This window comes from Kitasatospora sp. NPDC032757, from assembly GCF_055579305.1.
The window spans coordinates 37805-62391 of the sequence record NZ_JBVINN010000036.1; the positions used below are offsets into that span (position 1 = coordinate 37805).

Sequence of the window (24587 nt, forward strand, 5' to 3'; positions counted from 1 at the left end):
TCAGACCACCCCCCGCAGGTGGTCCACCGAGGCCGCGCCGCGGACCCGGTTGATCACGGCCACGAGGTCGATCCGGACGCCGCCGGGCGGGATCGGCGGCCACTGCGGGTCGGCGGGAGCGGGCTGGTACTCGGGGCCGGCCAGCCTGGCGAAGTGGCTGGGCCAGCGCTCGGCCATCCAGCGCTCGGCGAGACGCTGGAGCCGGGCGGCCTTGGCCCGGTCGATGGCCTCGCTGGGCTGCTGGAACCCTCGCTCGGAACGGGTCTTGACCTCGCAGACCGCGAGGGTGTCCCCGTCGAGGGCGACGATGTCGAGCTCACCCTCGACGCAACGCCAGTTGCGGTCCAGGATGCGAAGCCCGTCCTCGGCGAGGCGGCGGGCGGCCACCCGCTCCCCGTAGCGGCCGAGGCCGTTGTTGGTACTGCGCCCGGCGCCTGCCCCGCCCGGACGCGGCCTCTCCGCGGCGGCTCCGGCCTCGCCGCCCCTGTCCGGTCCGGCCCGTTCCGCGCGCGGCGGAGCGGACCCACCCGGCGCGGACGGCCCTCCCTCCGGCCGTCGCGCCGCCTTGCGCCGGGACTGAGCGCCCTGCTGGGCCTTCGGTGCCTGCGCCGACGGTGTCTGCTTGCGTGTGGTGCGCTTGGTGTCCTGCACGGTGACCACCTCCGCCGGGGAGGTTGCCGTGCGGCCCGGGACGGGACCAGAGAGTTGTCGATTCCTGTGGACAACTCGCGCCTGTGGATAACTTCTGTCACCCGCAGGGGTGAGAATCCCGGAATAGTCGAAATTCCCCTGGACACCGCGGGACCGGGCGGTCCAACGTCAGTTCCCGAAGCCCGGCTCGTCCGAGGGCAGCTCCAGATCGCTCTTCGCGAGCTCCTCGATGTTCACGTCCTTGAAGGTCAGCACCCGGACCTTGCGGACGAACCGGGCCGGCCGGTACATGTCCCAGACCCACGCATCCGCCATCGACACCTCGAAGAAGACCTCGCCCTGGACCGAGTGCACCTGCAACTCGTAGTCATTGGTGAGGTAGAAACGTCGCTCGGTCTCGATCACGTACTTGAACAGGCCGACGACGTCCCGGTACTCCCGGTAGAGCTTGAGCTCCATCTCGGTCTCGTACTTCTCGAGATCTTCGGCACTCATCCAGGCGTCCCCTCAACTTGTCACGTCCACCCATTGTGGACCACCGCACCCACCCTCAGAGCCTTACCGGAACGACTGGGGGCCCTTCGGCCACCAATTGCTCCAGGAAGTCCGCCAGCCCGACCGGGTAGACCGTCTCGGCGGTTTCCCTCAACTCCTCGATCGTCCACCAGTGCACCGCCAGCAGTTGCGCGTGCTCGTCCGCCCCCATTCCCGAGTGGTCGAGCACTGTCTCCGTGGTCCGCGCCAGATGGAACCACTGCTCCTGCTCGTAGCGCTGTCCCTGAAAGGAGAACGAAGCCGTGCCGTACGCAACCAGTGGACCGAGCTCCACGCCCCGCAGCCCGGTCTCCTCCGAGAGCTCCCGCACCGCGGCCTCGTACACTCCCTCGCCGGCCTCCAAACCGCCCCCGGGGGTGAACCACCAGGTGACGCCCGGCACCGCAGGGTCGGAGCCCCGGAAGAGCAGGAGGCGGTCCTGCCGGTCGAGCAGCAGGATCCGGGCGGCCTTGCGGCGCTGCGGTTCCATGACGGCTCTTCCCCCTCCCCACGTGTACCTCGCTGACTCTCCCGATCCTGCCACCCGGCACGACCGTGCGGGGCATTGTTCGGCAGAGCCACACGAGCGGCAGCAGTGGCGCTGGCTGCGGCTGCCCCGGCTGCGGTCGCCGTTCCGGCTGACCCGACGGCGATCGCTGCGGCCGTGGTGGTCAGGCCTCCGCGCGGCGGCGGCCGAGCCGCCGGGCCAGGCCCGCCACCCCACCCACCGCGGAGGTCACCACGATCGTCGCCGCGCCTACAACGGTGGCGTAGAAGGCGGGCTCCAGCGGTCCCGGTTCACCGGCCTTCGGCCCGCCGATCCCGTCGAAGGCCGTTGTCCGGGCGAACATTCCGGTGCGACCGAACGGCAGGACGGTGGCCTCAACCCGGGCCTGCACCTCACTGGCCGGGATCGTGCCTCCGTCGATCTCCAGATGGAGACGGGAGTCGAGCGACCCCTGCCGGTTGTCGCCCATCAGGAAGAGGCGGCCAGGCGGTACTTCCACACTGAACGCGCTGCCCTGGGGTCCCTGCGCCGCCAGGTAGGGCTCATCCACCGGCTTGCCGTTGACGGTCAGACGCTGGTCGTCCCCAGTGGTGGCCACGGTGTCGCCGCCGACCGCGACCACCCGCTTGACCATGAGCTCACCGCCCCAGGCCTGGTCGCGGAAGACCACGACATCGCCCCGGCCGACGGTCTTGCCGTCGATCTGCCGGGCGACCACGGTGTCCCCGACCTTGAGCGTGGGGGTCATCGAGCCCGTCGGAATGCCGTACGGCCGGTAGTCGACCGCCATGACGACGAAGCCACCGACCATGAGCACCAGGCCGAGCCCGATCAGCAGACCCTGAAGCACGGCCGCAGTCCGGCGCCGGGGCCGCGTGACGGCAGGCGGGCGATCCGTCGTCTCGTCCACGACACTGCTCATCGACACCGTCCAACCCCGACCGAACCGGAAACGCTCATGGCGCGCCGGGGCCACAGGCGGAAAACCCGGCGGGCCGTGGCACGTCCGAGCAGATTACTCGTCGGTACTACGGCCCGCGCAAGACCCGGGGTCGACCCGGCTGAGGTCAGGACGTCTTCTTGCGGTCCGCCCGGTCCCTCAGCCGACGCGTCAGCGGCAGCAGGCCGACGGCGCCGACGGCCCCGGCCACCGGCGGCACGAGCGGCGCGGCCGCCGCCAGCCCCTTCTGGTCGAAGGTGGCCGGCACCGGGAGCGTCGCCCAGTGATCGACCGGCCAGGCCACCACGAACGCGCGGCCGATCACGTCGTCCACGGGGACGGTGCCGCCGCCCGGCTGGTCCATGTGGAAGCGCGAGTCCAGCGAGTCCCCGCGGTGGTCGCCCATCACCCAGATCCGGCCCTCCGGCACCTTCACCGGGCCGAAGTCCTTCAACTGGCAGGGGGTGTTCCCGGGGAAGACGTACGGCTCGTTGAGTGCGATCCCGTTGACCTTGACCGGCCCGTCGCCATGGCACTCGACGGTGTCCCCACCGACGGCGATGACGCGCTTGATGAGGTCCTTCTCGTTGTCGGAGGGCATCAGGCCGACGAAGCTGAGCACGTCCTGGACGCCCCGGACAAAGGAGTTGCTGCTCTGACTGGTGGGCTCGTCGGCCAGCCAGCCGCCCGGATCGCGGAACACCACGACCTCTCCGCGCTCGGGCTCGGCCCCGAACCACGGGGTCAACTTGTCCACCAGGACACGGTCGCCGACCTGAAGCGTGTTCTGCATCGATTCCGACGGAATGGAGAACGCCTGGACGAAGAACGTCTTGATCACCAGCGCCAGGACGAGCGCGATACCGACCAGGATCGGCAGCTCTTTCCAGAAGGACCGCTGCTTGCGCTCCTGGTCGGCGGGCTTCTCCTCCGACTGCTCGGCCGACCCCACCTCGTCCTGGAAGTCGTCCGGCACGTCACCGGTGCCGTTGCCCTGTTCGTCGGCGGACTGGGCCGCCGAGTCCTCGGCGGATGCCGAAGACACTGCGGACTCCGCGGACCGGGCCGCCTGGCCGCCGGAGCCCTCGGGCTCTCCGGCGCCTGAGCGGGCGCCGATCACCAAATCCCCCACAACGTCTCCTCCCTGCTGTGCGGACGCCTGTGCGCCCGCGCTCACAGTGCCGCACAGCGGGCACCACGCTCCACCATCGACCGTGAACGCCCCAGGGCCGCCCGCCTCGGGCACACCTGACACCAGCACAGCCTTCGGACGCGGCCGTTGTCGCACACCGGCCGCATCAGCACTTCTCTATCACTCCCAGGCGTCCGGCTCGCGCTCCCACGCGCCCGGGCCGGCCGGTCACCGGCCGGCCCGCGCTACTCCGGAGATCGCTCCGGCCTTCGGCCGACAAGCGGAAGGATGCCCAACACACCCATAACGAGCGGAGGTTCCTCCGGAAGCGGCACAACCCCCATCGAGTTCGGCGCAGTTCCGCGAGCCTCCGGAGCCCTCGCCACCTTGGAGAGTGAAGCCGGCACATCAAGTTGATGCACCCGACCCACCGGCCAGGCGATCATGAACGCCCGGCCCACCACACCGCTCAGCGGGATGGTGCCCTGTCCCTGATTCCCCATGTGGAAGCGGGAGTCGGCGGACACGTCCCGGTGGTCGCCCATGACCCAGAGCCGCCCCTCCGGCACCTTCACCTTGAAGGGCTGGCGTGACGGCGGGTTCCCCGGAGCCAGGTAGGGCTCGTCCACCGGGGTGCCGTTGACACTCAGCCGGCCCTGCTCGTCACAGCACTCCACGGTGTCCCCACCGACCCCGATCACGCGCTTGATCAGATCCTGCTCGCCGGCGGACGGCAACAGCCCGACGTAGGTGAGGGCCTGCTTGGCCCCACGCAGAACCGGCCCGTCCGTGGACGGCTTGCGATCGGCCTCCAGCCAGCCGCCCGGATCCTTGAACACCACGACATCGCCGCGCTCCGGCTCGGCACCGAACCAGGGGGTGAACTTGTCCACCAGCACCCGGTCCCCGATCTGGATGGTCTGCTCCATCGAACCGGAGGGAATCACGAAGACCTGCACCATGAACGTCTTCATCACCAGCGCCACCATCAGCGCCACCAGGACGATCAACGGAAACTCGCGCAGCAGCGAGCGCTTGCGCCGGCGGGCCGCCCGGCGGGCGGTGCGACGGCGCTCGGCCCGGCCGCGTGCCGGCGCCTCCGGGGCGGCCGCACCCGTTATCTCCTCCGCAGGCCCTGCGGCGGGCCGGTCGGCGAACCGGTCGGTGGAGCGGCCCGCCGCGCGGTCGGCCGGGCGGTCGGCCAGTCGGCCTCTACCTCTGGTCCCCATGTCCACCGGTCCTCCCTGTCGCGGCGAACGCCGCCGGCCGGTCCAGGCTGGTCCAGTGGCCGACCGGGAAGACCACCCACTCCGCCCGTCCGATCACCTTGTCCTCCGGGACGAACCCGCCACCGGGCTCGCCCAGGTGGTCGCGGGAGTCACGGGAGGCACTGCGGTAGTCGCCCATCACCCAGAGCGCGCCGGACGGCACCACCACATCGAAGGCCACGCTCGACGGATCGTCCCCCGGCGCGAGGTAGGAGGACTCGTCGATCGGCACGCCGTTGACGGTGATCCGCCCGCCCGGGCCGGTGCTCGTCACCCGGTCGCCGCCGACGCCGATGACGCGCTTCACGTAGATCGAGTCGCCGGCGGGGGCCAGTCCGAGGTCCTGGCCGAGCGCCCGCAGTCCGTCCCAGAAGCCGGACGGCTCGGCCGGCCCCTGCCGGAAGGAGCCCGTTCCGTCGAAGACCACGACATCGCCGCGCCGGGGGTGGCCACCGAAGGAGTAGGCCAGCTTGTTCGCGATCAGACGGTCGCCGGTGCGCAGGGTGTTCTCCATCGATGCGGACGGCACCGCGAACGGCCGTGCCACGAAGGCATTCACCAGCAGCAGGGTGAGCAGGCAGATACCGACCAGCAGGAGGAGGTCACGCGACCGAGAACGACCCGGCTCTTCGACGCCCACGCCCACGTCCGCGTCCTCGTCACCGCCCTCATCAGCGCCCTCATCAGCGCCCTCCGGGGAATCCCCTTCGGAATCCTCCGCCGCCTCCGCCTCCACAGCCGCCGGCTCACGCGCGGGGCCCTGCCCAGACCCCTGCTCGGAGCCCGGCGCCGGGGCGACCGCAGAAACGACCGCGGACCGCGACGGCGAGTCCGCACCGGTGGGTGCGGGACTGCCGTCGCGGTCCGCGGATGGTTCGTGCGTGCTCATCGGGGGCTGAGCTTACCTTGCGGCAGCGGCGCCCCCCAGAGCGCTCCGATCCCCCGGCAGAACCGGGGGCCGGTGGATCAGCGGTCGCGCTTCTCCTTGATCTTCGCGGCCTTGCCGCGGAGGTCACGCAGGTAGTACAGCTTGGCGCGGCGAACCGCACCGCGGGTCACGACCTCGATCTTCTCGACGACCGGGGTGTGCACCGGGAAGGTGCGCTCCACGCCGACGTTGAAGCTGACCTTGCGGACGGTGAAGGTCTCACCGACACCGGCGCCGTGGCGGCGGATGACGACGCCCTGGAAGACCTGGACACGGGAGCGGTTGCCCTCGATGACCCGGACGTGAACCTTCAGGGTGTCACCGGCGCGGAAGGCCGGAATGTCGCTACGCAGCGAAGCCGCGTCGACAGCAGCGAGCTTGTTGCTCATGTTGCTCTCCATCGCAGGCGCCACGGGCCGCCCACGGAAGTTCGTCACAATGGGGTCAGCTGCGGGCCGCGTCGGTTGGCGATGAACCCCCCGTGGCGGGGGCACCGGACCACGTGACTCCTACAGGAGGAGACCAGCGACAGACAGCAGCCGCCTATTCTTCCACACCATCGGCCACGGACCGAAATCGGCCGAGCCGCTCGTCCCAGGCCAGGCCGAGGATGCTGAGCGCTTCGCGGTCCTTCTTGTCGAAGGCGCCGTACTGCCAGCGTTCCACCAGGTCGGACCGGTTCGCCAGGGTGCGGGCGAACGCCTGCTCGCGCCGCCAGCGGGCGATCCGGCCGTGGTTGCCGCTGAGCAGCACGTCCGGGACGGTCCGACCGCGCCACTCGGCGGGCTTGGTGTAGACCGGGCCTTCCAGCAGGTCGGCCATCGCACCGGGCGCGAAGGAGTCGTCCCGATGGGACTCCGCGTTGCCGAGCACACCCGGCAGCAGCCGGGCGATCGCCTCGACCATGACCAGGACGGCAACCTCGCCGCCGGCCAGGACGTAGTCGCCGATCGACGCCTCGACCACCGGCATCCGGGTGGCCGCCTCATCGATCACGCGCCGGTCGATGCCCTCGTACCGGGCCGGGGTGAAGGTCAGCCACGGACGCCCGGCGAGTTCCTGCGCGAGCTCCTGGGTGAACGGGCGCCCACTGGGGGTGGGCACCACCAGCGTGGGCACCTCGCCGGCCGGGCCCTGGCCGATGACGGCGTCCAGCGCCTCGCCCCACGGCTCGGGCTTCATCACCATGCCGGGGCCGCCGCCGTAGGGGCTGTCGTCCACGGTCCGGTGGATGTCATGCGTCCAGGTGCGCAGGTCGTGGACGTGGACGTCGAGCTGGCCGCGGGCGCGGGCCTTGCCGACCAGCGAGATGTCCAGCGGCTCCAGGTACTCCGGGAAGATCGTGACGACGTCTATCCGCATCCCGTCCTGTACGGACGGCGCAGGCGCGGCAGACGACGCAGGCCCGGCGGACGGCGAAGACGCGCCGGACGGCGCCTCGGGGCGCTCCTGCGGCGGCAGTCCCCCGGCGGTCACTCCGACTCCTCCGGCTCCTCCGCCGAGGCCTTCACGACCTCGGCCTGCTCCGGGTCGATCAGCCCGGGCGGCGGGTCGATCACCACCTGCTGGTTCTCGAGGTCGATGGTCGGCACGATGCGGGTGACGAACGGCACCAGCACCTCCGTACCGTCGGGCTTCTCCACCGTGAGCAGGTCCTGGTAGGGCAGGTGGACGACCTCGGTCAGCTCGCCGACCCGGGTCCCGTCCAGCAGCACCACGTCCATGCCGATCAGCTGGTGGTCGTAGTACTCCTCCGGGTCGTCCGGGCTCTCGTCCGGGTCGACCTCGGCGATCAGGATGGTGCCGCGCAGCGCCTCGGCGGCATTGCGGTCCTTGACGCCGGCGAAACGCAGCAGCAGCCGGCCGCTGTGCACCTTGCCGGACTCGACGGTCAGCGGTCCGGCCGACGCGGGGTCGGTGAGCACCACAGCACCGGGGCCGAGCCGGAGTTCCGGCTCGTCGGTGCGGACCTCGACGCTGACGTCCCCCCTGATGCCGTGGGCGCGGCCGATCTTGCCGACGACGAGCTGCACGGTGATCGTTCTCCTGGATGGGTGCTAGGGAAAGGCCTAGGGAAGGCAGAGCAATGAAAAGACTGGAGAAAAACGGCGAAGGCCGGCCGGGACGACATGCGTCCCGACCGGCCTCAAGCCTGACGGCTGAACGAGCAGCAGCGTCAGCGAATGCTGTCCACGTCGACCAGGTCGACCCGGACGTTGCGACCGCCGAGGGCGCCGACCACGGTGCGCAGTGCGCGCGCCGTGCGGCCGCCCCGGCCGATCACCTTGCCGAGGTCATCGGGGTGCACTCGCACCTCGATGGTGTTACCCCGACGCAGGTTGCGCGAACGCACCTGCACCTCGTCGGGGTGCTCGACGATGCCCTTCACCAGGTGGTCGAGGGCGTCCTCGATCACGATCAGGCCTCGGCGGCGGCGTCGGCCTCAGCCTCGGCCTTGTCCGACTTCTTGGCCTTCGGGGTGATGGCAACACCGGTGGTGGCGTCCTCGAAGCCGGCGACGGCCTTCGCGAACAGGTGCGAGAAGTCCTCGACCTTGGGCTCGGCCACCAGCAGCGGAGCCGGAGCCGGCAGGCCCTTGAACTTCTGCCAGTCGCCGGTCAGCTTCAGGATGGCGAGCACCGGCTCGGTCGGCTGGGCGCCGACGGACAGCCAGTACTGAGCGCGGTCGCTGTCGACCTCGATCTTCGAGGGGTTGTAGGTCGGCTGGTAGATGCCGATCTCCTCGATCGCGCGACCGTCACGCTTGGTGCGGGCGTCGGCGACGACGATGCGGTAGTGCGGGGAGCGAATCTTGCCGAGACGCTTGAGCTTGATCTTGACTGCCACGGGAGTGGATTCTCCTGGTGTTGACGTGGGTGAGCAGCCTTGCCCTCGCGTGGGGTTGCGGGGGTGGGCCGTTCAAGGGACACGCCAGCCGTAGGAGAGAGGGGTCCTGCTCGGCTGCCGAGTACTCAGCTGTCCATTCTGCCACACCGCCGCGAACCGCCTTGACCGACCTCCGGCGGACCGACAGGGACGGACACGGCCCGGCACCGACCGGCACGGCCCAACACGTACCGACACGGACCTCGGCGGCTCGGAGCCGGCAGCCCGGAGCGGCCGGACGGCAGGGAATCCCGGAAAACGACGCCGGGGACGGGCCGGGTGCAAGAGCAGACACGGCGCTGGAGCAGGCAGGGCGCCAGACCGGGGAGGGAGCTAGAGCGGGGAGAGAGCTAGAGCGGGGAGAGAGCGGGGGCGGAGCAAGAAGAGTGCGGGGCGCAGGGGCCGGGAGGGACAGGTCGACCGGGAGCCCCCGCTCCCGGTCAGCCCAACTCACCACCACTGATCGGCCGAGTGCCGATCGGCGCCGCGCAGATTCGCTCCGGCCGGGCCAACTGCCCGCACAGCTGCCGGCCGTTTCTCCTGGCCGCCGACTACGCGATCTTGAACGGCTGCTGGCAGGCGCCGCAGACGATGGACGCCTGCGCGAGCACCGACGGAACGACCCGGACATTGCGCCCGCAGCCGCAGACCGCCTTGACCCGGACGCCGCCCCCGGAGGAGCCGTGCCGAGCAGCCGGGCCGCGGAAGGCGCGCGACGCACCGTCGCCGGTCACCGCCTCCTGGTGCGCGCCGAGGGCGCGGTCCAGGCGCTCGATGGTCTCCGCGTACCGCTCGCGCGTCTCCTTGAGCATCGTCACCTGGGAGAAACCGCTGCTCGCGTGCGGTTCGACCGGGTGCGCCAGGCCCAGCTCCGAGGCGAGGAGCAGGAAGCGTCGGTTGTGGTAGCGGCCGGCGCGCGAGGTGTCCCGGATGTCCCGGGCCGCAGCCAGACCGTGGGCAGCCTCATGGAGGAGCCGCTCGAAACCGAGCCGCGTGCCACAGGCCGAGGAGGACTCGCCGATCAACGCCTCGGGCGAGGCGAGGTCGGGGAGGTCCTGATGGAAGGCCTGGATGTCGCTCCAGGCGGCGGCCAGTTCGGCCGCGAGAACGAGGGGCTGTGTCGTGCTCACGCTAGACCAACGATGGAGTGCGAGCCGATGTTCCGCGTGTTCCCGTTCCCCGGGAATTCCCAGGAAACTCTCAGGAATGTACGAGCGCGCGCAAATTGCGCGTTCCGGATCTGACGCAAGACCAACCCCCTGCACGTTTGGGCCCGTCGTAGTCGGCGGGCCTCGTCCTTTTCCGCCTCGGGGAACGGGCTGTCGACCCCCGGACGTACGTACGGCCCATGATCCTGTCGAGTTGACAGGGCCACGGGCCGTACACCGTACCGCTATTCCGTTAATACCGGGAGTTGACCGGTCAGTAGGTATGTCGTCAGTTGAGACAACGCCCGTGCGGTTACCGCCGGAATTCCCGACGATGGTTGTCGGCGCCCGTCACTACTCATCAGTACATGTCGGTTTCCGACAACCCGGACGCCTCGAAAACACGACGGAACACCCCGAACCGCTCAGTACCGAAACCAAACCGTCCAGTACGGAACCGTCCAGCACCGAACCGCTGCCGCCGGTCCGAACTGTCCAGCACCGAACCGCTGCCGCCGGTCCGCCCGCTACTGAACTCAGTAGGCGCGCGCGACGATGGCGATGTTGCCGTCCTGGTCGTCCGTCGCCGGCACCGAGCCGTCGGCGGCCACGATGCAGCGCACCGAGACGCCCTGCTCGGCCAGCTTGGCCTCGCCCTCCGGACCCAGCTCGGCCCAGGAGATGCGGCCCCAGCCGGTGGCGGCGGCCTCGACGGCCTCGTCGAGGTTGCTCACGTCGACGGTGCGGGCCTCGCGGCGCTCGCGGGACTGGCGCAGCAGCAGCGCCTGGTCCTCCTCCAGCACGCCCGGCAGCAGCGACGCCAGGGCGTCGATCGAGACCGGCTCCTTGCCGCCGGGGATGCGGCGGGCCAGCATCGCGGTGCCGTTCTCCAGGTCGCGCGGGCCGACCTCGATGCGCAGCGGCACGCCCTTGAGCTCCCAGTCGACCGCGCGGCGGCCGAACGGCGTGTCGGTGCGGTCGTCGACGACCACCCGGATGCCGGCGGCCTCCAGCGTGGCGCCGATCTCGCGGACCTTGGCGATCACCGCGTCGTCGCCCTTGATGGCGAGGACGACGGCCTGCACGGCGGCCAGCCGCGGGGGCACCCGCAGGCCGTTGTCGTCGCCGTGGGACATGATCAGGCCGCCGACCATACGGGTCGAGACGCCCCAGGAGGTCTGCCAGACGTACTCGCGCTCGGCGCCCTGGAGCTGGTAGGTGGTGTTGAAGGCCTTGGCGAAGTTCTGGCCCAGCTCGTGGCTGGTGCCCATCTGCAGCGCCTTGCCGTCGCCCATCATGCCTTCGAGCGTGAGGGTGTTGATCGCGCCGGCGAACCGCTCCTTGGCGGTCTTGCGGCCGAGCACGACGTCGATGCCGAGCACGTTGGTCATGAAGTCGCCGTAGACCTGGGTGTGGATCATCGACGCGTAGTCACGGGCGTCCTCGTAGGTGGCGTGGGCGGTGTGGCCCTCCTGCCAGAGGAACTCGGTGGTGCGCAGGAAGATGCGCGGGCGCAGCTCCCAGCGGACCACGTTGGCCCACTGGTTGATCAGCAGGGGCAGGTCGCGGTGGCTCTGCACCCACTTGGAGAAGTACTCGTTGATGATCGTCTCGGAGGTGGGCCGGACGACGACCGGCTCGTCCAGCTGCTTGCCGCCGCCGTGGGTGACCACCGCGAGCTCGGGGGCGAAGCCCTCGACGTGCTCGGCTTCCTTGGTCAGGTAGGACTGCGGGATGAACATCGGGAAGTAGGCGTTCTGCGCGCCGGCCTTCTTGATGCGGGCGTCCATCTCCTGCTGCATCCGCTCCCACAGGCCGTAGCCGTACGGTCGGATGACCATGGTGCCGCGCACCGGACCGTTGTCGGCCAGCTCGGCCTTGTTGATGAGGTCCTGGTACCAGCGCGGGAAGTCGTCCGCCTGGGGGGTGAGAACGGGTGCCTTTGCCATGGGGCGAATGTTACGGCGCCAGGAGCCCCGACTTCGAATCGGTACCGGCCCGGTGAACGGGACCGGTGACGCGGCTGCTGCCGGGGGGCGCACGACCGCGACACGCGCGCACCACCCTGCACCCCTCTGGACGCCACGCCCGAGCCGCTGTTCGCTGGAGTGGGGCGGGACTTTGGGGGAGCCGTAGCAGCACACCGAAGGACCGGATGGGAGGCCGCGATGGCTTCAGCTCGAACGACCGGCACAACCGTACGACCCGCGGGCGCACGACCGCACGACCCGCTGCCCGCGGCAGCGTGGCCCGCGCGGGCGCGCGACTGGGCGGAGATCCAGGAACGCATGCTGGTGCCGCTCTACGAGGCGGTCTACGACCGCCTGGAGGTCGGCCCGGCGACCAGCGTGCTGGGTCTGGGCTGCCGGTCGGGCCTGGCCCTGCTGCTGGCGGCCGGGCGGGGTGCGCAGGTCGCCGGACTGGAGCCGGAGGACGAGCTGCGCGAACTGGCCCGGGGCCGCCGGCTCCAGGTCGGCGCGAGTGCCCGGACGGCGGCGGCCGTCCCCCGGTCGGCCCATTCGCTGGTCACGGTTTTCGAGCAGCTGCCGGGGGCCGCCGACCCCCAGCGCGAGGTGACCGAGGCGGCCCGGCTGACGCTGCGCGGCGGTCATGTGGTGCTGGCCGCCTGGGGCCCGCCGGAGCGTTGCGAGAGCGCGGCCGTGCTGGACGTGGCCCGTCGGATGGCCGGGCGCACCACGGCGCGTGACCCGTTCGGGTTGAGTACGCCCGGCGCCCTGGAGGATCTGCTGGCACCGGCCGGCCTGCGCCCGGCCGGCAGCGGCCGGGTGAGCTGCCCGTTCGCCTACCCGGATCTGGACAGCGCGGTCCGCGGACTGCTCTCGACCGGCCTGTACGACGCGGCGGCGGAGTTCTCGGGGCTGCCGCTGGTGGCGAAGGAGCTGGCGGAGGTGCTGCACCCGTACCTGCGCCCGGACGGATCGGTCCGGATGGAGAACGTCTTCCGCTACCTGGTCGCCGAACAGCCACGCTGACCACCCGGCTGCTCAGGCTCAGCACCCACCAGCCCGGCACCGACAGCCACACCACCGCCCCAGGCACACCAACCCCCAGGCACAGCACCCACGAGCACGGCGCGCCACACCGAAGGGGCGCTCGCAACCTCGCGAGCGCCCCTTCGAAGGCCACCCCGAGAGCCACCGCGAAAGTCGGGAGTCACCCCGAGAGCCGCCTCCGGCGACGGCGGTGAGCCGGCCGCGCTGGGCAGGGCTCGGCGCACGAGCAGCGGCCGCTCCCGGGAGCGGAGAGGGCGGCGCCGAGGGCCCGGCCGCTACCGGTCCAGCCCCGGCCACTCCTCGGCGGTGAGCGCGAACCGCTCGTGATCCCGCCAGGTGCCCTGCAGGAACAGCATCCGCGGCGTGAACCCCTCGTGCCGGAAGCCCAGCCGCTTGGCCAGCCCGATCGAACGCCCGTTGTCCGGCTGCACGTTGATCTCCAGCCGGTGGAGCCCCAGGCCGCCGTCCGTCTGCGGGGCGAAGCAGCGGTCGAGCACCAGCCGCATGCCCTCGGTCATCCGGCCGGTGCCGGCGAACGGCAGGTACGAGTCGTAGCCGAGCGCGGCGTTGCAGAACCGCCCCATCACGATGTTGGCGACGTTGACCTTGCCGACCAGCCCGCCGGTCTCCTGATCGAGTATCAGGAAGGTGCGCAGCCCGGCCCCCTGCCGCTCCAGGAGGTCCGGCAGCCCGTCCGGCTCGACCGGGTTCCATCGTCCGATGTGATCGGCAGACCGTCGGACCGCCTCGGCGTACGCAACCTCGTCCTCGGCCCGCGGGGCCCTGATCGTCACTCTCACCCCCTCATCATCGGACATGCGAACGGCCCGCCGCCCGGAGGAACCGGACGGCGGGCCGTTCACCCGCGACAGGGAGGGGGCCCTACAGGCCTAAGGGCCCACGGAGACCTGCGGGGGCCCCACGAGGCCCCACGAGGCCCCACAGGCGCCCTACAGCAGGTCCTTGAACTCCTTCGGCAGCTCGAAGTCGGCCGGGCCCTTGCCCGCGCCGAGTCCGAACGCGCCACCCTGGGCCGGGGCCTCGCCACTGCCCGGGCCGAGCGCGCGGCGCTCGGCGGCCGCGGCCTCCTCCTGCGCGCGCTTCAGCGGGTTGCCGCTCTTGCGCTTGCCCTTGGCCGCCGGTGCCTTCTTCGCGGACTTCTTCGAGCCGCCGCCCATGCCCGGGATCCCCGGCATGCCGGGGATGCCCTTGCCGGAGGCCATCGCCGACATCATCTTGCGGGCGTCGAAGAACCGCTCGACCAGGTTGTTGACCTCGCCGACCTGGACGCCGGAACCCTTGGCGATACGGGCGCGGCGCGAGCCGTTGATGATCTTCGGGTCGGTCCGCTCGGCCGGGGTCATCGACTTGATGATGGCGCCGACGCGGTCGACGTCCTTGTCGTCGATGTTGTTGATCTGCTCGCGGATCTGCCCCATGCCGGGCAGCATGCCCAGCAGCTTGGAGATCGAGCCCATCTTCCGGACCTGCTCCAGCTGGGCCAGGAAGTCGTCGAGGGTGAAGTCCTTGCCGCCGCCCTGCAGCTTGGAGGCGATCTTCTCGGCCTCGGCCTGCGAGAAGGTCTGCTCGGCCTTCTCGATCAGCGAGAGCATGTCGCCCATGCCGAGGATGCGCGAGGCCATCCGGTCCGGGTGGAAGGCGTCGAACTCGTCGACCTTCTCGCCGTTGGAGGCGAACATGATCTGCCGGCCGGTGACGTGCGCGACCGACAGCGCGGCACCACCACGGGCGTCGCCGTCGAGCTTGGAGAGCACCACGCCGGTGAAGTCGACGCCGTCGAGGAAGGCCTGGGCGGTGGTGACCGCGTCCTGGCCGATCATCGCGTCGACGACGAACAGGACCTCGTCCGGGTTGACCGCGGCCCGGATGTCGGCGGCCTGCTGCATCAGCTCGGCGTCGATGCCGAGGCGGCCGGCGGTGTCGACGATGACGACGTCGTACTGCTTCTGCTTCGCGTACTCGATCGAGTCGCGGGCGACCTGCACCGGGTCGCCGACGCCGTTGCCGGGCTGCGGGCCGTAGAAGGCCACGCCCGCGCGGTCGGCGACGACCTGGAGCTGGTTGACGGCGTTGGGGCGCTGGAGGTCGCAGGCGACCAGCAGCGGGGTGTGCTTCTGCTTCTTCAGCCAGTGGCCGAGCTTGCCCGCGAGGGTGGTCTTACCGGCACCCTGGAGACCGGCGAGCATGATCACCGTCGGGCCGCTCTTGGCGAACCTCACCCGACGGGTCTCGCCGCCGAGGATCGCGATGAGCTCCTCGTTGACGATCTTGATGATCTGCTGCGCCGGGTTCAGCGCGCCGGAGACCTCGGCGCCGAGCGCCCGCTCCTTGACCTGCTTGATGAAGGCCCGCACGACCGGCAGCGCGACGTCCGCCTCCAGCAGCGCGATGCGGATCTCGCGGGCGGTGGCGTCGATGTCCGCCTCGCTGAGGCGGCCCTTGCCCCGGAGGTTCTTGAACGTCGCTGCGAGGCGATCGGAAAGGGTGTCGAACACGTCGTCGCGGGTCCTCTGCGGCATCGGTATCAGTACGGTCGTCGCCCCCAAGGGTATCCGGCCGCCCCGGGAACGGTCTCCACCCCCGGGACGACCTGCCCCGGGGGATGCCCGGAGGGGGCCTGACGTGCCCTCCCCCGGGCGGGCTTCAGCCCAGCGCCGCCCGGACTGCGGCCGCCACCTCCCCGGCCCGTTGGGCGGTGAGCGGCCGCCCCGCGTCGTCGGTGAGGTAGAAGGAGTCGACGGCATCGGCGCCGAGCGTGGAGACGTGCGCGGTCCGGACCCGGACGCCGGCGCCGTCCAGCGCCCGGCCGATCCGGTGCAGCAGGCCGGGGGCGTCGTGGGCGCGCACCTCCAGCACGGTCGCGGTCGCCGAGACCACGGCGGGCGCCACCGCGACCAGCGGCGGCGGGGTCGGGATGCCGCGCCGGCGCGGGGCGGCCGCGTCGCGCTCGGCGAGCCGGCGCGAGACGTCCAGCGAACCGTCCAGCGCCCGGCGCAGGTCGGCCCTGAGCCGGGCCGCCTCCGGCAGCTCGCCGAACTCGGCGGCCACCGTCCAGGAGAGCAGCAGCACCGGGCCGGCGCCGACCGGGTCCAGCTCGCGCAGGCCGGCCGAGCGGACGGTCAGCCGGTGCAGCGCCAGCACCCCGGCGACGGTGCCGAGCAGCCCGGGCCGGTCCGGTACGGCGAGGGTCAGCCGGACGCCCATCGGCTCGGTGCCCGGTTCGCCCGCGCCCGGCCCGCCCGTCACCCCGGCCCGGCCCACGGTCTCCGCCCGGCCTCCCGACTCCGCCTGGGCCGCCACCTCGGCCTGGGCCAGCAGCGAGAGCGCCGGACCGCCCGTCCGGGCGGCCTCCACCGCGAGCCGCTCCTGCTCGGCGGTCGGCGCGGCCTCCCCCGGGGCGGGGTACGCGCCGGCCAGCTGGGCGGCGGCCCGGGCGGCCAGCCCGTCCACCAGCGAGGCCCGCCAGCGGCTCCAGGCGGCCGGGCCGGTCGCCGTCGCGTCGGCCTCGGTCAGTGCGTGCAGCAGCTCCAGCTGCGGCAGGGTGGCGACCACCTTGGTGATCGCCTCCACGGTGGCCGGATCGTCCGGGTCCCGCCGGGTCGCGGTGTCCACCAGGGTCAGGTGGTGGCGGACCAGCATCGCCAGGGTCTCGACCGACTCCCGGTCGAAGCCCATCCGGACCGCCACGTCGCGGACGATCACCTCGCCCGCCTCGCTGTGGTCGCCGGGCCAGCCCTTCCCGATGTCGTGCAGCAGCGCGGCGACCAGCAGGAGGTCCGGCCGGGCCACCCGGCGCGTCATCGCGGCGGCCCGCACCGCCGTCTCCACCAGGTGCCGGTCCACCGTCCAGCGGTGCACCGCGTTGCGCTGCGGACGGCAGCGGACCCGCTCCCAGTCGGGCAGCAGCCGGGTGATCAGCCCCTCCGCCTCCAGCGCCTCCCAGACCGGCAGACAGGCCTCGCCCGCGCCGAGGAGCGTGACCAGCTGTTCGCGGGCCTCGTCCGGCCAGGGCACCGGCAGCGGACGGCACTCGGCGGCCAGCCGGCGCACCGTCGCGTAGGAGATGGTCAGGCCGTTCTGCGCGGCGGCGGCCGCGGCGCGCAACGGCAGCACCGGGTCGGCGGCCGGGCGGGCGCCCTGGGCGAGCACCGCCTCGCCGTCCTGCTCGACCACGCCCTCGGCTAGCGGACGGCGCTCGACGGCGCCCCGGGCCACCGCCCCCGCGCCGCGCCCGGAGCCGGTGAACGGGAAGGAGAGCCGGGAGGGGCGCCGGACCCGGCCCGAGCGGGCGGCAAGCACCCGGTCCACCGCCCGCCAGGTGACGTCACTCGCGTAGGCGACGGTGCGGGCGGCCTCGTAGACCTGGCGCAGCAGGGTGTCGGCGTCCAGCACGCCGAGCCGCTCGGCGACCTGGTCCTGGTCCTGGAGGCTGAGCCGCTCGGTGGCCCGGCCGGTGACCAGGTGCAGCGCGTCCCGGACGTCCGCCAGCCGCAGCGCGGCGGCGTCCAGGCCGTCCCGCGGGGCGTCGGCCAGCCAGGTGGCGGCGATCGCGTTGAGCGCGACGACGTCGCGCAGGCCGCCGCGGGCCTCCTTGAGGTCCGGTTCCAGCAGGAAGGAGAGCTCGCCGTGCCGCTCGGCCCGCTCCCGGCCGAGGTCGCGCAGCTCGGGCAGGCGGGCGGGGGCGGCGGCGCGCCAGTCGGCGAGGACGGCGGAGCGCAGCCCGGCGGTGAGCGCCGGGTCGCCGGCGACGTGCCGGGCGTCCAGCAGGCCGAGCTGCGCCTTGAGGTCGGCGGCGGCGACCGCGCGGGCCTCGGCGGGGGTGCGTACCGAGTGGTCGAGGGCGGTGCCGGTGTCCCAGACCGGGTACCAGATCCGTTCGGGCAGCGCCGGGTCGAGCGGGCCGTCGTGCAGCAGCAGCACGTCGAGGTCGCTGCGCGGGGAGAGTTCGCCGCGCCCGTAGCCGCCGACGGCGACCAGGGCGACGCCGGGCGGGGCTCCGGCCGCCGTGAGCAGACCGGCCAGCCAGTCGTCGGTGAGCGCGGCCAGTGCGGTGCGGCGGGCGCTGCCGGCGGGGCCTGGCTCGCCCAGCAGCCGGGCGCGGGCGGCGCCGTAGTCGCAGGGGTCGTCGGTTTCGGTGGCCATGCGGAGTCCCCGTCCGTCGTGCGGTTGAACCAACGGCGCCGATACGCCGTCAGCGGACCTGCGACCGTGGGCTGGTCGCAGGTCCGCCTGCGTGATCAAGCTGAACGAGCTGAATGCTAGGTCCTGCCCGGCCCGGGCCGGGCCCGGTTCAGAGGGCGTCGGGGCCGCGCTCGCCGGTCCGGACCCGGACGGCGGTTTCGACCGGGACGCTCCAGACCTTGCCGTCCCCGATCTTGCCGGTCCGGGCCGCCTTGACCAGGACGTCGATCAGCTGCTCGGCGTCGTCGTCCTCGACCAGGACCTCGATTCTGACCTTGGGCACCAGGTCCACGGTGTACTCCGCGCCCCGGTAGACCTCGGTGTGGCCGCGCTGGCGGCCGTAGCCGCTGGCCTCGGTCACGGTCAGACCGTGCACCCCGAAGGCCTGCAGGGCGGCCTTCACGTCGTCCAGGCGGTGCGGCTTGATGACCGCGGTGATGAGCTTCATCAGGCGTCGACCTCGGTCTTCTCGGTGCTCTTGTCGGTGGTCTTCGCGGCGGCGGCCCCGGCGGGGGCGGCGACCACGGCCGCGGCCGGGGCCGGGGTGGTCCGGGCGAGCCCGGAGCCCAGCGCACTGAAGTCGTACGCGGACTCGGCGTGCTCGGCCTGGTCGATACCGGCGACCTCGACCTCCTCGGCGACCCGGAAGCCGACCGTCTTGTCGATCGCCTGGGCCAGCAGCCAGGAGAGGACGAAGGAGTACGCGCCGACCACGGCCACGCCCATCGCCTGCTTGCCGAGCTGCTCCAGGCCGCCGCCGTAGAACAGGCCCTTGGCGGTCTGGCCGACGGTGCCGGTGGCGAAGAGCCCGACCAGCAGCGAGCCGATCGCGCCGCCGACCGCGTGCACGCCGACCACGTCGAGCGAGTCGTCGAAGCCGAAGCGGTACTTGAGGCTGATCGCGGCGGCGCAGACGGCACCGGCGATCAGGCCGATCGCCACCGCGCCGAGCGGGCTGACCGAGCCGCAGGCCGGGGTGATGGCGACCAGGCCGGCCACCGCGCCGGAGGCTGCACCCAGCGTGGTGAACGCGCCGTGCCGCAGCTTCTCGTAGACCAGCCAGCCGACCAGCGCGGCCCCCGTGGCGACCTGGGTGTTGACCAGGGCCATCGCGGCGACGCCGTTGGCGGCCAGCGCCGAGCCCGCGTTGAAGCCGAACCAGCCGAACCAGAGCAGCCCGGAGCCGAGCATGACCAGCGGCAGGCTGTGCGGGCGCATCGGGTCCTTCCGGAAGCCGACCCGCTTGCCCAGCACCAGGCAGAGCGCCAGGCCCGCGACGCCCGCGTTGATGTGCACGGCGGTGCCGCCGGCGAAGTCGATCACGCCGTTGCGGTCGCCGAGCCAGCCGCCGTTGCCGCCGTCGAAGAAGAAGACCCAGTGCGCGACCGGGAAGTAGACGACGGTCACCCAGAGGGCGATGAACAGGCCCCAGGCGGTGAACTTGGCGCGGTCCGCGACCGCACCGCTGATCAGCGCCGGGGTGATGATCGCGAACATCAGCTGGAACGCGGAGAACGCGGTGACCGGAATCGTGCCGGCCAGGTCGTTCAGCCCGATCCCGCGCATCCCGAGGAAGTCCAGGTTGCCGATCAGGCCGGCGCCCGCGTCGGGCCCGAAGCTGAGCGAGTACCCGTAGAGGACCCAGAGCACGCTGACGATGCCGAGCGAGAGGAAGCTCATCGCCAGCATGTTGAGTGTGCTCTTGGCCCTGACCATACCTCCGTAGAAGAAGGCCAGGCCCGGGGTCATCACCATGACCAGGGCCGCACAAATGAGCACGAAGGCGGTATCGCCCGCGCTGAAGCCGTCCGGCATCGGCGTCTCCTCATGAATGGAAGCCGCTCCACACCCGGGTTACCTGTCCCGTGCCACCCGGGGTGTCGGCGATGAGAAGGAGAGTGCCGAAGGCTGGTTTCGGCCGATGCAGCCCGTTGTTTCGCGACCGTGACGACGGCGACGCAGGGGTTACGCCTGCGTGAACCACGGCCGTGCCGCGCCGCCGAATGGGCTACCGTGCCGCCGCGCGACACGAGGAGTGCGGCAACGGCCACCGACCGTGGCGGCGGCGGCCGTCACGGTCGGCGGGGTCCTCGGGGCGCCCGGCCCAGGCCCGACCGGGCAGGCGGACGGTCGGGCAGGCAGACGGGCAGGCAGCCAGGCGAACAGACGGGTCAGACCACCGAGACGTACTCCGGGATGTCCTGGACCACCCGCTCCTTGAGCCGGCTCACCGCGTCCACGCCGTTGAACCGGACGGAGGCGGCCTCCGTGGTCTTGCGCACCCGCGAGTTCAGCCGCTCCGAACGGACCTTTCCGGCGATCTCCACCGCCTGCTCGGCGTACTCCACGGCCTGCTCCGGCTCCTTCTGCAGCAGGTGGACGCTGGCCATGCCGATCAGGTTGAAGGCGTACGAGCGGACGTGGTCGCCGTCCTGGCGGAAGAGGTCGACCGCGCGCTCCATCACCGGGGCGGACATCGAGGCATACAGCTCGGCCCGGTCGGAGTGGTAGGCGAGGTCGCGGAAGGAGTGCGCGTTCTCGGCGTTCAGCTCGGCCGGCGAGAAGAACTTCAGCCAGTCCGGGTCGCCGTCGCCCTCGCGGATGTCGGTGAAGGTGTCCTCGGCCAGCCGGACCGCCCGGGCGCAGCGGTTCACCTCGCCGATCGTGGCGTACGCGCGTGCCTCCATCGCGTACAGCAGCGACTGCTGGCGCGGGGTGGCGGTGTCGCGGCTGCCGTACTGGGCCAGGTGGATCAGCTCCAGGGCGTCCTCGCCACGGTTGAGGTGGATCATCTGGCGGCTCATGTCGGTGAGGATCAGCGCGCCGAACGGGCGGTCGCCGGCCTCCTTGGCGGCGTGCAGCGCCAGCACGTAGTACTTCTGCGCGCTCGGGTGCATGCCGACGTCGTACGACATCCAGCCGGCCAGGTGGGCCAGCTCGGCGGTGAGCCGGAAGAGCCGCCGGGTGGTCTGCTCGTGGTACGTCTCCTGGAGCAGGTCGGTGACCTCGTGGAGCTGGCCGACGACGGCCTTGCGGCGCAGCCCGCCGCCGTTCTGGGCGTCCCACTGGCGGAACATGACGGTGGTCTGCTCCAGCAGTTCCAGCTCGGGCTCGGAGAGCCGGCCGGTGAAGGCCTCGCCGCCGTTGGCCGCGGTGAGGATCGGGGTGGGCATGCCGGTCGGGCCGGGGGCGAGCCAGCGCTGCATCGGCTCGATGAGCGCGGCGCCGGCCGTCAGGGCGAGGGAGGTGCCCAGGAAGCCGCGCCGGTTGAGCATCAGGTCACTGCGCGAGTAGTCGCTGATCAGCTGGACGGTCTGCGGCGCGCTCCACGGCAGGTCGACGCCGCCGCCCACGGTGGAGACGGGGATGGCGGCCCGCAGCCCGAGGTCCTCGATGGAGACCACGGAGCCGAAGCGCTCGGAGAACAGCTCCGACATGATCTTGGGGATCGGCTCGCGGGGCTGCTCGCCGTCGAGCCAGCGGCGCACCCGGGAGGTGTCGGTGGAGACGTGGTGGGCGCCGATCTGGCGGGCCCGGCGGTTGACCTGACGTGCCAACTCGCCCTTGGACCAACCGCTGCGGGCGAACCACGTGGTCAGCTTCTCGTTGGGTTGCTTCTCTGCCATGGGAACGTCCCCATCCCGCCCGGCCCCTGCTTCGGGGCCCCCGATCGTGACCGCCCGACGGTTGCGGGCTCTTGCCAGACGTGCCGTACCTGAGTGCTGCCGAACCGCTCGTCGAACCGTTGGTCGTACTGGTGTGCCATCTCGGCGGACGAGCCGTCAGCTTCCCCAACTCCCGTCCCCCAAGAGCCCGGAGCGGACCCTCCGACGGCGTCCGTGTGCTGAACGTAATGCCCCGCGTGGTACCCGTGGGAGCGACCCTGGCGAAACGCCACCCTTCGCCACCCCCAGGAGTGAACCGAAGCAAGTCGGCACACGCTTCACTGGGTAGTCCCGACGGTCCGGCATATGCGGGCCGCCAAGTCCCCACCGGCACTCCTGCTCAGCGCGGCAATCCACAGCGGCCACAGGCGAGTTTGCCGCCCGCCCCGATCGACGGCCGTCCGCGCACACGACAATCCGGCATCGGCACCGCCCGCCACAAGGCGGCGCCCGAGGCGCAACCCCGCAACTGGCGCACGCCACGCGCTGCGCGCCGCCACCGCACAACGCACCACGCAACGGACAATCAACACAAAGTCACCACCCCGTAACCATCGGCAACGAGAACCTGTTGGGGGAGGCATGGACAACCTGTTCGGCGAACTTCGACTGGGGCACCTGCGGTTGGCCCCGCTGGGCGCGCGCCGCCGCACCCGGGTCACCGCGTCCCAGGCGGCCGCGGAGTACACCGGCCGCTGGGGCTGGGCGGTCGCCGTCGGCAGCCCGAACGGTGCCGTGGCCCGCTGTCACTGCGGCACCCCCCGCTGTGCGGCGCCCGGCCTGCACCCCGCCCCCGGCGGCGAACCGGCCGCCCGCTCCGGAGCGGACGTCTCGGTACTGTTCCCCACCGGCCGCGCCTTCGACGTCCTGGACGTCCCCGAGCAGGCCGGCCTGCAGGCGCTGGTCCGGCTGGAGCGGATGGGCACCCAGATCGGCCCGGTGCTGGCCGCGCCCACCGGCCGGCTGCAGTTCCTGGTCGCCGCCGGCACCGCCCGCCGGCTGCCCGACCTGCTCTACCGGATGGGCTGGGACGACGCCGCGCTCGACCTCACCTGCCACGGCGAGGGCAGCTACGTGGCCGCCCCGCCCACCGTCCTCGGCGGCCTCGGCCCGGTCCGCTGGCTGCGCCGGCCGACCCGCGACAACGCCGGCTGCCCGCCCGAGGCCAGGCTGCTCCTCGGCACCCTCGCCTACGCCTGCCACCGCGGCCGCGAGCGCACCGCCGAGCCCGCCTGGCTCGCCTCGTAGACACCGGCGGAGAACGCCGAAGGGCCCGCCCCTCGCGAGGCGGACCCTTCACCGGCAGGCCGGGGATCAGTCCCCGATCAGCGCGTCCACGAACGCACCCGGCTCGAACGGCGCCAGGTCGTCCGCGCCCTCGCCGAGACCGATCAGCTTGACCGGCACGCCCAGGTCCCGCTGGACCGCGACCACGATGCCGCCCTTGGCGGTGCCGTCCAGCTTGGTCAGCACGATGCCGGTGATGTCGACCACCTCGGCGAAGACCCGGGCCTGGATCAGCCCGTTCTGGCCGGTGGTGGCGTCCAGCACCAGCAGCACCTCGTCCACCGGGCCGTGCTTCTCGACGACCCGCTTGACCTTGCCCAGCTCGTCCATCAGGCCGGTCTTGGTGTGCAGCCGGCCGGCGGTGTCCACCAGCACGGTGTCGGCGCCCTCGGCGATGCCCTCCTTGACCGCGTCGAACGCGATCGAGGCCGGGTCGCCGCCCTCCGGGCCGCGCACGGTGCGCGCGCCCACCCGCTCGCCCCAGGTCTGCAGCTGGTCGGCGGCGGCGGCACGGAAGGTGTCGGCGGCGCCGAGCACCACCTTGCGGCCGTCGGCGACCAGGACCCGGGCCAGCTTGCCGGTGGTGGTGGTCTTGCCGACGCCGTTGACGCCGACCACCAGGACGACGGCCGGGCCCTCCTCGTGCTTGGTGGAGTGCACCGTGCGGTCGGCGTCCTTGCCGATCAGCTCGACCAGCTCCTCGCGGAGCAGCCCGCGCAGCTCGTCCGGGGTGCGGGTGCCGAGCACCTTCACCCGGGTGCGCAGCCGTTCGACCAGCTCCTGGGTGGGGGCCACACCGACGTCGGCGGTCAGCAGGGTCTCCTCGATCTCCTCCCAGGTGTCCTCGTCGAGGTGCTCGCGGGAGAGCAGCGAGAGCAGGCCCTTGCCGAGCGAGTTCTGCGAACGGGAGAGCCGGGAGCGCAGCCGGACCAGCCGGCCGGCCGTGGGCTCGGGGACTTCGAGGGCCGGAGCCTCCTCGACCTCCTCGATCGTCGCGGGGACGGCCTCGGCCTCGGCTTCGGGAAGCGGGAGCTCGACCTCCTCGACGGTGCGTCGGGGCTCCTCGGTCGGCGGCGCGGCCTCCTCACCGACCTGGGGCTCTTGCGGGGTCGGGGGCGCCGTGATGACCGGCGCCTGCGACTTCGGGGGCAGCTGCTGGCGTCGTCTGCCGGAAACGACGAGGCCGGCGATCGCGCCGATGGCGATCACGGCGATGACTACGGCAAGGATCACGTATTCCACATCAATCTCCTTCTCGGGATCCCACGACAGAGTGATCCTTCGGCCACCGACGCACGGAGCGTCGCCGCCTCCCTTACGCTGACGCTGTGCCGTCCGGCACCGGTCAGGGCTTGGCCGTCATGAGGTCGTCAAGCGGCTGAGTGAGAAGCCCCCTCGCGCGCGAGGGGGAGGAGTCACAACCA

At 72.0% G+C, this 24587-nt stretch carries 23 protein-coding genes; 2 read left to right on the top strand and 21 right to left on the bottom strand.

Annotated elements, in window-relative coordinates:
* The 14 genes from ACZ5WK_RS30405 to proS all read right to left on the bottom strand — a co-directional run bounded on the left by ACZ5WK_RS30405 (window position 1) and on the right by proS (window position 11944).
* The gene (locus tag ACZ5WK_RS30405; protein ID WP_465552174.1) at window positions 1-387 is read right to left on the bottom strand and encodes a YraN family protein; all 387 of its coding nucleotides are present in this window, start codon (window positions 385-387) and stop codon (window positions 1-3) included.
* Window positions 388-819: 432 nt separating this feature from the next.
* Window positions 820-1146 (bottom strand): DUF2469 domain-containing protein, encoded by a 327-nt coding sequence (locus tag ACZ5WK_RS30410; RefSeq protein ID WP_030306725.1) that lies wholly within the window; start codon window positions 1144-1146, stop codon window positions 820-822.
* Window positions 1147-1201: 55 nt separating this feature from the next.
* Window positions 1202-1675, bottom strand: coding sequence for an NUDIX hydrolase (locus ACZ5WK_RS30415; RefSeq protein WP_465552096.1), 474 nt, complete (start codon window positions 1673-1675; stop codon window positions 1202-1204).
* A gap of 181 nt (window positions 1676-1856) precedes the next feature.
* Window positions 1857-2543 (bottom strand): signal peptidase I, encoded by a 687-nt coding sequence (lepB, locus tag ACZ5WK_RS30420; protein ID WP_465552098.1) that lies wholly within the window; start codon window positions 2541-2543, stop codon window positions 1857-1859.
* Between the two features lie 217 nt (window positions 2544-2760).
* Window positions 2761-3765: a signal peptidase I gene (gene lepB, locus ACZ5WK_RS30425; protein WP_465552099.1), complete on the bottom strand. Its 1005-nt coding sequence runs from the start codon at window positions 3763-3765 to the stop codon at window positions 2761-2763.
* Window positions 3766-4010: 245 nt separating this feature from the next.
* The gene (lepB, locus tag ACZ5WK_RS30430) at window positions 4011-4994 is read right to left on the bottom strand and encodes a signal peptidase I (protein WP_465552176.1); all 984 of its coding nucleotides are present in this window, start codon (window positions 4992-4994) and stop codon (window positions 4011-4013) included.
* On the bottom strand, window positions 4978-5673 hold the full coding sequence (gene lepB / locus ACZ5WK_RS30435; RefSeq protein ID WP_465552101.1) for a signal peptidase I: 696 nt from the start codon (window positions 5671-5673) through the stop codon (window positions 4978-4980). Before lepB (ACZ5WK_RS30435) ends, lepB (ACZ5WK_RS30430) begins: the two co-directional genes overlap by 17 nt.
* A 326-nt stretch (window positions 5674-5999) precedes the next feature.
* Window positions 6000-6350, bottom strand: coding sequence for a 50S ribosomal protein L19 (rplS, locus tag ACZ5WK_RS30440; protein WP_063347674.1), 351 nt, complete (start codon window positions 6348-6350; stop codon window positions 6000-6002).
* Between the two features lie 154 nt (window positions 6351-6504).
* On the bottom strand, window positions 6505-7323 hold the full coding sequence (gene trmD / locus ACZ5WK_RS30445; RefSeq protein WP_465552103.1) for a tRNA (guanosine(37)-N1)-methyltransferase TrmD: 819 nt from the start codon (window positions 7321-7323) through the stop codon (window positions 6505-6507).
* Between the two features lie 110 nt (window positions 7324-7433).
* Window positions 7434-7994 carry a ribosome maturation factor RimM gene (rimM, locus tag ACZ5WK_RS30450; RefSeq protein ID WP_465552105.1) on the bottom strand — a complete coding sequence of 187 codons (561 nt, stop codon included), beginning with the start codon at window positions 7992-7994 and terminating at the stop codon, window positions 7434-7436.
* Between the two features lie 143 nt (window positions 7995-8137).
* Complete coding sequence (locus ACZ5WK_RS30455) at window positions 8138-8377, bottom strand: RNA-binding protein (RefSeq protein ID WP_030306741.1); 240 nt, start codon at window positions 8375-8377, stop codon at window positions 8138-8140.
* 2 nt (window positions 8378-8379) lie between these two features.
* The gene (gene rpsP, locus ACZ5WK_RS30460) at window positions 8380-8808 is read right to left on the bottom strand and encodes a 30S ribosomal protein S16 (RefSeq protein WP_396325485.1); all 429 of its coding nucleotides are present in this window, start codon (window positions 8806-8808) and stop codon (window positions 8380-8382) included.
* Between the two features lie 590 nt (window positions 8809-9398).
* On the bottom strand, window positions 9399-9977 hold the full coding sequence (locus ACZ5WK_RS30465; RefSeq protein WP_380327407.1) for a hypothetical protein: 579 nt from the start codon (window positions 9975-9977) through the stop codon (window positions 9399-9401).
* Between the two features lie 554 nt (window positions 9978-10531).
* On the bottom strand, window positions 10532-11944 hold the full coding sequence (gene proS / locus ACZ5WK_RS30470) for a proline--tRNA ligase (RefSeq protein ID WP_465552109.1): 1413 nt from the start codon (window positions 11942-11944) through the stop codon (window positions 10532-10534).
* Between the two features lie 339 nt (window positions 11945-12283).
* On the opposite strand from proS, the gene ACZ5WK_RS30475 reads away from it, so the two are divergent.
* Window positions 12284-12988: a class I SAM-dependent methyltransferase gene (locus ACZ5WK_RS30475; RefSeq protein WP_465552111.1), complete on the top strand. Its 705-nt coding sequence runs from the start codon at window positions 12284-12286 to the stop codon at window positions 12986-12988.
* A gap of 296 nt (window positions 12989-13284) precedes the next feature.
* On the opposite strand, the gene ACZ5WK_RS30480 is transcribed toward ACZ5WK_RS30475, so the two are convergent.
* The 6 genes from ACZ5WK_RS30480 to nsdA form a co-directional block, all read right to left on the bottom strand.
* The gene (locus ACZ5WK_RS30480) at window positions 13285-13827 is read right to left on the bottom strand and encodes a GNAT family N-acetyltransferase (protein ID WP_465552113.1); all 543 of its coding nucleotides are present in this window, start codon (window positions 13825-13827) and stop codon (window positions 13285-13287) included.
* Between the two features lie 132 nt (window positions 13828-13959).
* Window positions 13960-15525 (bottom strand): signal recognition particle protein, encoded by a 1566-nt coding sequence (ffh, locus tag ACZ5WK_RS30485; RefSeq protein ID WP_465552178.1) that lies wholly within the window; start codon window positions 15523-15525, stop codon window positions 13960-13962.
* A 148-nt stretch (window positions 15526-15673) separates the two neighbouring features.
* Window positions 15674-18172 (bottom strand): [protein-PII] uridylyltransferase, encoded by a 2499-nt coding sequence (locus tag ACZ5WK_RS30490; RefSeq protein ID WP_465552115.1) that lies wholly within the window; start codon window positions 18170-18172, stop codon window positions 15674-15676.
* 148 nt (window positions 18173-18320) lie between these two features.
* On the bottom strand, window positions 18321-18659 hold the full coding sequence (locus ACZ5WK_RS30495; protein WP_371479378.1) for a P-II family nitrogen regulator: 339 nt from the start codon (window positions 18657-18659) through the stop codon (window positions 18321-18323).
* Window positions 18659-20026 carry an ammonium transporter gene (locus ACZ5WK_RS30500; RefSeq protein WP_465552117.1) on the bottom strand — a complete coding sequence of 456 codons (1368 nt, stop codon included), beginning with the start codon at window positions 20024-20026 and terminating at the stop codon, window positions 18659-18661. The genes ACZ5WK_RS30495 and ACZ5WK_RS30500 overlap by 1 nt, the downstream gene beginning before the upstream one ends.
* A 356-nt stretch (window positions 20027-20382) precedes the next feature.
* The gene (gene nsdA / locus ACZ5WK_RS30505) at window positions 20383-21837 is read right to left on the bottom strand and encodes a transcriptional repressor NsdA (protein WP_465552119.1); all 1455 of its coding nucleotides are present in this window, start codon (window positions 21835-21837) and stop codon (window positions 20383-20385) included.
* Window positions 21838-22458: 621 nt separating this feature from the next.
* Between nsdA and ACZ5WK_RS30510 the strand changes: the two genes are divergently transcribed.
* Window positions 22459-23124, top strand: a complete 666-nt coding sequence (locus ACZ5WK_RS30510) for a bifunctional DNA primase/polymerase (RefSeq protein WP_465552121.1) — start codon at window positions 22459-22461, stop codon at window positions 23122-23124.
* A gap of 66 nt (window positions 23125-23190) precedes the next feature.
* On the opposite strand, the gene ftsY is transcribed toward ACZ5WK_RS30510, so the two are convergent.
* Window positions 23191-24405, bottom strand: a complete 1215-nt coding sequence (gene ftsY / locus ACZ5WK_RS30515) for a signal recognition particle-docking protein FtsY (protein ID WP_465552123.1) — start codon at window positions 24403-24405, stop codon at window positions 23191-23193.
* Window positions 24406-24587 lie beyond the last annotated feature (182 nt).